The organism is Gemella taiwanensis, from assembly GCF_054054385.1.
Genome location: NZ_JBSMTL010000021.1, coordinates 1 through 7587 on the forward strand (window position 1 = coordinate 1; position 7587 = coordinate 7587).

Genomic DNA, 7587 nt, shown 5'->3' on the forward strand with positions numbered 1-7587 from the left:
AGTAGTTAAACCAATACCGGTTGTTCCTACTCCTATTTTACCAAATTTAAATAATGTGGATAAACCTGTAGAGAATGTTAAACCAACTCCAGTTATTCCTACTCCTTCCTTACCTGAAGTGAATAAAGTGGAAAAACCAGTGGAGAATGTTAAACCAACTCCAGTTATTCCTACTCCTTCTTTACCTGAAGTGAATAAAGAAGATAATAAAAAAGATAACGTTACAGAAGTAAAACCTAGCGTTTTATCATTCGCTGGAGTTCAATATGAAACTAGTGATGGGTTTAAATTATCCGATGATAGTGTAACCACGGCTACTTCAACAGGTCTTCTTGTGGCTCATAGTGGTCATCAACACTTTATATTTTATAAACAATTGGTAAATTCTAAGTGGGAAAAACTTATTCCTTATCAGTATCTGAATAAGGCTAAAGAAGAGTATGCCGAATTGGAAAAAGAAGTTAATGACAAAATTAATTATCTTTCTCAAAAGAATAATATAGGAAAAGATAAATTTAGCTATGTTATTACTCCAAATGGGGATGCAATTTCTTACAATGGAAAAACGGAGTTATTAAAAGATATAAACGTCAAAGAAGGTGCGAAGACAAATAGTTCGAATAGTACTGCTAATGTAGAAAGCAATTCTATAAATAATAATACTAGCAATAATTCTACTACTGATAAAACTGAAACAGCGAATAATTCTTCAGAAAATACTGTAGAAAATGACAATCATAGAGAAGAAAAAAATACTGAAGAAAAAGAAATTGAAGCAAAAATTGACTATGTCGCTAAACAATTAAATATAGATAAAAGTTCTATAAAATTAATAGAGACAGCAGAAGGGAAAGCATTAGTGTATCCACATGGAGATCATAGCCATACTATATTAGTTAAAGATATAGACATATCTAAACCTCTAGCAGATCCACATAATAATTCAGGAGCTGAGACGCTGAAAAAATTAGGGTTTGATGATGATATTATCCATGATATTCAACATGCTTCTGCAGACACTGATTTTCCTGCACATGAATCAAATGTAGAAAAAATGAAAGAGTGGTTAAAAACTGTTAAGTATTTAAATATTGGTCAAAACAAAGATCCACTTAAACGAAATGGTTTAGAACTTATGCCAAATATAGAAGTTCTTGGAATAGGGTATACATCTATCGACGATATTACACCTGTTTATAAATTTAAAAAATTAAAACAATTATACGTATCAAGAACAGGTATTAAAGATTATTCATTTATAAAAAATATACCAACATTAGAAGGAATTGATTTTTCTGAAAATGACATTCAGGATATTTCGTTCTTAAAAGATTATCCAAACTTAAAATTAGTCTCTGCGGCAGGAAATAACATTGAAAATATCGATGTATTAAAAAATCTTACTAATTTAGAGTCGTTAAATTTAGATAATAATAAAATTAAGGATATATCAGCTCTAAAAGATTTAAATCATCTAAGAGCAGTTAGTCTTGAAAATAATAATATTACAAAGTTAGATGCATTAAGTAATAAAAATGAATTAGAGCGTCTATTCTTATCTAATAATGGAGGTTTAGAGTTAGCGACCCTTAAAAATGATAATTTAGAACAGTTGACGGTGAATAATACTAATATAAGAGATTTAAGTGTTGTATCTAACTTACCTAAATTGAAAAAATTAACAGCAAATGATAATAAAATTACAACATTATCTCATTTGAAAAATGCTAAAATTTTAGAAAGTGTAGAAGTTAATAATAATAGAATTGATAGTTTAGATTTTGAGAACAAAACAATTACTAGTTTAGAAATCAAAAATAATAAACTAGAGGATATTAATAATGTTCATAAACTATCTGCACTTGAAAATTTAGATGCTACTGGTAATAAGATAAGTGAATTTCCAACTAATAAACAAGACAAGCTGATTAATCTAACAGTTAGCAATAATGTTATTAGAACAATGGAAAATGTTAATAATCTTACAGCATTAAAATACTTAACAATGTCAAACAATTATGTAGTATCATTAACGTTAAGAGAAAAAAATAAAACGTTAGAATATCTAGACATAAGTCACAATACTATTCCGAAAGAAGAATTAGAAATTCCTAGTGGTGGAAATATTCCAAAAGGAATAATGAATAATTTTGAAAAAGTTGAAGGTGGGGATATAAAAGAGAATTATACTTTAACTGCTGATTATATTACAGAACAAGCAGAAAAACTACAAGAAGAGATATTGAAACTAAAAGATGAGAAAAAAATAGCACCAGAAGTTGCTGATGAGTTAAAACAAAAAGCACGTATTATTTATCTTGATATGTCTTACAGTGTAGATCAAAGTAGAAATAAACAAATTGAATTAGAAAAACAATTAAACGAAATAAGAAAACAAGTTAAAGATAATTTAGTAACACCAACTGCTGAGATAAATAACAAAGAAGATTCAGTTACAGAACACTCTAATGCTGAAGCAGAGCATCCTTCAGAAGAAAATAATAATAATGAAGTTGAAGAACATAAATTTGTCTTTGATGTTAACAATATAGTGAGTGAAGAAGGGGATGGCTATATTGTAAAACATGGAGATCACAATCACTTTGTCAAAAAATCAGAATTATCAGCTAAGCAATTAGAAGAAGCAAAAGAGTTTTTAGCTAAGAAAGCAGAAACTACAACAACTATAGATAAAGCAACATTAGATAGTAAAAAGAATTATATTGCTCTATTCTATGGGATAAATGTTAGTGACATTTCAGTTGATAATAATGCGTTAGTATTTAATTATAACGGTTCAGTTAAGCGTCTTTTACTCAATGATATAACTGTTCCGGTGATGAGTTCAGACTTGGAGGGTGATTTTGAAAAAGAAATAACGGCGTTAGCAAGTAGTATGAATACAACTGTTGAACATATTCAAGTACAAGATGGACAAATGATAGTAAATCATGGGGATCATAATCATTATTATCCAATTAAGAGTCCAGGATGGAGATTATATAATCAAAATAAAATACCCTATATAGAAATACCTAAAGTAAATGGTAATATTGATGAAGCTGTTGTTAATAGTAGACTAACAGAATTAGAAAATAAGGCACAAACTGTGTTAGCTAATAATCCGGTTAAATTAAGAAAAGTGTTAAATTGGCTAAATAATTTCAGAGATGTTAGTCTAGCATGGCATGTAACAGGAACAGATGGATATTTACAAGCTCTAGACAAATTTGAAAAAACTCAAATAGATATATAACTCTATATTACAAAAATTAAAAGTAGTAGATTGATAAGGGAAACTTGATCCACTATTTTTAATGTATTAGTCTATTAAAAAATTCCAAGAGGATTTATATAAACCTCTTGGAATTTTTTAGTTTAAAATAAAATTAATCTCTTTCGATTTTTGTAATTCCACGCATGTATGGACGTAAAACTTCTGGTACTGTGATTGAACCATCTTCATTTTGATAGTTTTCAATAATTGCAGCTAAACAACGTCCAACAGCTAATCCAGAACCGTTTAGAGTGTGAACAAATTCAATTTTACCTGTGTCTTCACGTTTAAATCTCATATTAGCACGACGAGCTTGGAAATCTGTACAGTTTGAACATGAACTGATTTCTTTATATGCATTATAGCTTGGTAACCATACTTCTATATCATATGTTTTAGCGCTTGAGAATCCAGTATCTCCAGAACATAGAGTGATAACACGATATGGTAAGTTTAATTTTTTAAGGATGCTTTCAGCATGACCAGTCATGATTTCTAATTGTTCATAAGAATTTTCAGGTTTTGCAAAACGTACCATTTCAACTTTGTTGAATTGGTGAAGGCGGATAAGACCACGAGTATCACGACCAGCACTTCCTGCTTCTGATCTGAAGCAGATACTGAATGCTGTAACACCTTTTGGTAACATATCTTCTGTTAAGATTTCACCGTTGTAGTAGTTAGTTAATGGAACTTCTGCTGTTGGGATAAGAGTTAGTCCTTCAGATTCAACAGTATAAACATCTTCAACGAATTTAGGGAATTGACCAGTACCGAATAAAGCAGTTCTGTTTACTAATTGAGGTACCATAAATTCTTCATAACCGTGTTCAACTACGTGAGTATCAATCATAAAGTTGATTAATGCACGTTCAAGCATTGCCCCAGCTTTTTTGTAGAACACAAATCTACTACCAGAAATCTTTGCAGCACGTTCAAAGTCAGCAATATCTAATTCTTCAACTAGATCCCAGTGAGCTTTTGGTTCGAAATCAAATTCTCTAACTTGACCAATACGGCGAACTTCAATATTTTCATCTTCATTTTCTCCAATTGGAGTTTCATCAGAAATTAAGTTAGGGATTCTAATGATTTTTTCGTTAATTTCTTCAGCAATTTGCTTAACTTCAATATCGCGTGTTGTTATTTCATCAGAAACGTGTTTCATTTCAGCGATTACATCTGAAGCATCTTCACGTTTTCTTTTTAAGATTGCAATCTCTTCACTTTTTTTGTTACGAAGTGCTTTTAGGTCTTCCACTTGAACAAGAAGTTCACGACGTTTTTTATCTAAGTCGATAAGTAAGTCAACTACATCAGTCTCTAAGTTTCTAGCAGCTAATTTTGCTTTTACCATTTCAGGATTTGCTCTAAATAATTTAATATCTAACATATTTATATTCTCCTTTTGTATATTATTTTTAAATTGAATTAAGTATAAAATAAAAAATCCCTTACGTCAAAGACGTAAGGGACGATTAATTTCTATACCGTGGTTCCACCCAAATTCAATCTTAAAGATTCTTAAAAAAATTATTATTGATATTATTTATAGTAGAATTTTAAAATAAACAATAAGCACTTTCAGCAAATGTACTCTCTCTGGAAAAGTTTTTAGATTAAAACATGTCTATAATCAAATTATATATATTTATTTAAATTAATTTTACTCTATGATAAGCTTTGTTGTCAAGTGTTTTTAGAAATTAATTTATTTTTCCTCGGTTATTTTCTCTGTAGTATTTTCTGATTTTGATGTTGTTGTTTCTTCGTTAGTATTGTGTTTATTGTCATTTGAAGTTGTGTTGTTTTCAGAATTTGAAACTTCTTTTTCTGCGTTAAGAGTCGTACTATTTTCGTTATTTGTTTCTGGAGTTTCTTTTGGTTTAGCACTTGAAACTAGGGCAGCTAATAACTTATCTATATCGTTAATTAATATTGTTTCATTTTTTCCACCAAGGTTGAAGTTTACAGCTTTTCCATATGGTGTTTCTATTACATTCATACTATCTGGAGAAAGTCTAAATAGACCAGCAAGTAAGTTTAATTTTGCAGATTCTTCTGGAGTAAGTTCAACTTTTTTAGTTTCTGTTGTACTTTCGTCTTCAGATGTGCTGTTTTCAGTACTTGTTGTATTCTCATCTTTAGGTGTATTGTTTTCAGTACCTGTTGTGTTTTCATCTTTAGGTGTGTTGTTTTCAGTACTTGTTGTATTCTCATCTTTAGGTGTATTAGTTTCACCACTTGGTGTACTATCTACCTTATTATTTTCATTAGTTGTAGAGTTATTTTCTACTTTATTACTCTCATTATCTGATGATGAATTATTAGTTTCATCTTTTTTACCTGCATATTTTTCGAAATCAGCTTTATCATAATTTGCGTTAGAAAATTCAAGTGGGAATGATGGGTCATTTGCTTCTTTAGCGAATTGATCTGCTGATGAACGAAGCGTTATACCATCTTCATCTTTTTTATTAAGTTTATTATAGTTTTCACCGAATTCAGCCTTAGTACTTGTATTGTGTTCAAGAGCGTAATGTAGTGCATTTTTCGCATTAATTAATCTTGTAACAAGTGTTCTCATTGGTGTTCTAGTTATAAATGCTTGAGATTCGTAAGAATCTTTTACAAGTGAAGAAAGTTCCTCACGTAGTTTATTATCAATCTTGTCACTATCAATGTTTTCTAAGAAATATTTTATGTAACTTACTGTAGTAATACTTTCACGGTCTTCGAATTTTTGTAATTCATCTAATAAGTGATTGATTTTGTTTAAAGTATTAACATCTTTGTTTTCACTAGCTATGTTTAATTCATTAGTTAATTCTACTTTTGAAAGATTGTACTTTTCAATATCGTTATCTTTAATACGATTTAATAGAGTATTATATTTTTTAATAAATTCATCATTTTTAGAAGTATCAGCATTAGCTTCTTCTTGAATATATTTTTTATCAAAGTTATCTAACATTTCTAGGTAACCTTTAGTAGAGTTAGTTGGTAATTCTTCAATTGTTGCGCGTAACTGATCTAATGCACGATTAACACGATTTGCTTGTTTTTTATCATTACTGTGTTTAGCGATATTATTTGCTTTTAGTTCATCAATATGTTTAAATACAGCTTCTTTATCGAAATCACCAGCAACATAAGTTCCAGTTATGTTAGGAATTCTATTTTTATAGTAAATATCTGCTCCTTTAGATAGTATTTTAACGAAATGATCGTGATCTCCATGAGGGATTACAAATTTATCGCCATCTCGTTTAATTTTATCAGCAGGAATTCCTGTACGTTTTGATAATGCAAGTAATTCATTCTCGAAATCAACTTCATCGTCACCTGTAACCTCAGGAATATGGAATTTATCACGAGGTATTAAGTATGGGTGAATATGAGTTGGGTCATATGCATGAGCAGGTTCGTTAAATACAAAGAAGTCTTTTGTAACTTTAACAGCTTCTTTTGGTACTCCATAAACCTCAGCGATATAATTAATTTGTTTTTGAATTTCATCCGTAATATTTACTTCAGTTTCGTCAACGTGAATTGCATTTAGTAATACGGTATGGCTGTGATCACCATGAGGGTAAGTTAATGCTTGTCCATTTTCAGTTTCTACTAATTTAATTAACTTAGGATCGATACCTAATATTTTTGCTAAATGGTTAATTTTTTTAGTAACTTCCTCAGAATAAGTTTCATTGTTATTTTCGGGTTGTTTATTTTCTACTTTATCTTCCACTTTTGGAGTTTCTTTTGGTGGAGTTACAACATTATTGTTTTCAGAATTTATTTCTTCTAATAGTGTAGTTGTTCCATTGTAAGAAAGAGCATCTCCTTTTGCTGTAGAGACATATTTAATAGTATTTTTATCAATATTATTTTTACTTGCTAAGTAGTTTATTTTTTCAGTTACTTTATTTTCTAATTCTTTATATTCTTTTTTAGCTTGTTCTAAATATTTTTGAGGAATTAATTTTTCAAATTTAGAATTTACTAATTGTTTATAATAAACAAAGTGTTGGTGACCATTGTGATCAACGACTAATCCTAATGATGTAGGAGTACCTACTGTATTTTCATTTAATACAAACCCATCACTAGTTTTAAATTGAACTCCAGCGAATGATAAAACACTAGGTTTTACTTCTGTAACGTTATCTTTTTTATTATCTTCTTTATTCACTTCAGGTAAAGAAGGAGTAGGAATAACTGGAGTTGGTTTAACATTCTCTACAGGTTTATCCACATTATTTAAATTTGGTAAAACAGGAGTAGGAACAACCGGAGTTGGTTTAACTACC

General features: G+C 29.6%; 3 protein-coding genes. 1 reads left to right on the forward strand and 2 read right to left on the reverse strand.

The genetic code is table 11. The annotated features are described in order from the left end of the window. A partial coding sequence (locus ACWOA3_RS08790) for a pneumococcal-type histidine triad protein (RefSeq protein ID WP_456885420.1) occupies positions 1–3256 on the forward strand: 3256 nt, incomplete at its 5' end. 133 nt (positions 3257–3389) lie between these two features. Here ACWOA3_RS08790 and serS read toward each other — a convergent pair. Then, entirely contained in the window at positions 3390–4670 is a 1281-nt protein-coding gene (gene serS, locus ACWOA3_RS08795) for a serine--tRNA ligase (protein ID WP_003146984.1), read from the reverse strand. A gap of 318 nt (positions 4671–4988) precedes the next feature. After that, on the reverse strand, positions 4989–7587 hold a 2599-nt coding region (locus ACWOA3_RS08800; RefSeq protein WP_456885422.1), incomplete at its 5' end, for a pneumococcal-type histidine triad protein.

Coding starts and splice junctions, on each gene's coding strand:
- serS (WP_003146984.1), bottom strand. CDS start 4,670: ATGTTAGATATTAAATTATTTAGAGCAAATCCTGAAATGGTAAAAGCA.